The 1,626-nt window shown below is 53.1% G+C and carries 1 pseudogene; it reads right to left on the reverse strand.

The features are described 5' to 3' along the window. Positions 1–240: 240 nt before the first annotated feature. Positions 241–1,499: pseudogene (locus tag Q0835_RS29835) on the reverse strand (IS110 family transposase). Between the last annotated feature and the right edge of the window lie 127 nt (positions 1,500–1,626).

The following is a 1,626-nucleotide window of genomic DNA, read 5'->3' on the forward strand; positions in this document are numbered from 1 at the left end:
GACAACGTCCTATATTCGGAATGATTAGCAGACTTGGCATCAGGTCATTGTCATGCTGAAGCTTTTCAGCATGTTTGAAAGTGTATCAGTTCGGCATTTAGGTCAACAACATGTCTCTCCCATAACAAACACAGAGTACGCTTATGCGGCTCTCACCGTCCTTAAGACGAGATCTTTAGGTTGTTGAGCAGAAGGCCTGAACATTATCTACGAGGTCAGATGCCTGCCTCTACGGCCCGATCAGAGAAGGGTCCTTCTGCTTTCGATCACCCCTCAAAGAAGGGGCGATAGGGCTCGCCGCGTTTGATTATCCCGTGGACGGTTCGGGCCATCTTGGCGGCAATTGCGGTATAGGCCTTTCGGCGTAAATGTGTGTTTTGTCGATCCTTGGCGATGTAACGCTCGAACTTGTCCCTAAAGCTGTTGGTGCGTTGATTGATCGCGACCTGCCCAGCCATCCAAAGGGTGCGCCGTAATCGGGCGTTTCCGTATTTTGACAGCTTGGTCTGACCTCGGAATGTGCCAGACTGGATCGTCGCCAAGTCCATGCCACAGAACTTCAGGAACTGGCGGTGATGTTGAAACCGGCGTAGGTCTCCGGCCTCTGCCAAGATGGTGAGCGCATTGATGGCACCTATCCCGGGGATGGATGTCAGAAGAGTGTAGTCTGCGTTTTCCTTCAGCAGAGCTTCGGCACGCCCTTCAATCTGATTGCGTTGCGCAATCAGGCTGCGCCCTTCTGCCAGAACCATCCGGAACATCTTTGCGGCATCGGAATCTGGGGCGATTGGTAAACCGACGGAGGTTTTGGCGGTCTCATAAATATCTGCGAGCAAACGCTCTTTTGAGACCTTGCGGCCGACAACCTCCCAAGCGTCGGCAATGAATGCCTCTTGGCTCATGGCAGAAATAAAATGCGGTGATGGGTAGCGTTCCAGGAAGGCAAAGAACCAGTCACTGCGTGAACTGCGATGAAAACGTTCTGCTTCGGGAAAATACAGCGGCAGATAATGGGTCAAAACCCGGTGCCAAAGCTCGGTCTTCGAGCGCGAGACAATGTCGTGGGTCTTGGAGAGTTCCTGAAGATCGTTCGTGCCGCACAGCACCGGGTCATGGTAGAACTGTTCGTTCCCGATTTGCATCATATGAAGAATGACCTGTGCGTCCTTCGGGTCGTTCTTGTCCCAGCTGTTGTTCAAGGCTTCACGGGTACGTGCCAGTGAAACCGAAGAGACAAGCTTCACCTCAAACCCTGCGCTTCCAAGCCTGTAGGCCAGGGCACGGTGATAATTGCCGGTGGCTTCGAAAGCGACACGAACAGGACGGCCATAATCACGAAGCAGCGCGATCAAGCGGTTGAAATCGTCGAGCTGGTTCAAAACGGTCAGGCGGCGTCGACGCTTTCTGCCGGGAATGGACAGCAAGACTTCGTGGCGTGATTTGGCAATATCAATTGCCACCAGAACAGGCTCGGTCTGTGCAATACTGGCATCGGTCATAGTCGGTCTCCCTCGCGGTATGGTTTGGTGCAAAACCACTGTAGGGACCTGAGACCCGGCTATGATCACCTGCTCCGCAATTTGAGAGCTGCACAGGCAATCATAGCCTCTAAATCAACATCATTCC

It is taken from the genome of uncultured Roseibium sp., from assembly GCF_947499295.1.
GTDB lineage: Bacteria > Pseudomonadota > Alphaproteobacteria > Rhizobiales > Stappiaceae > Roseibium.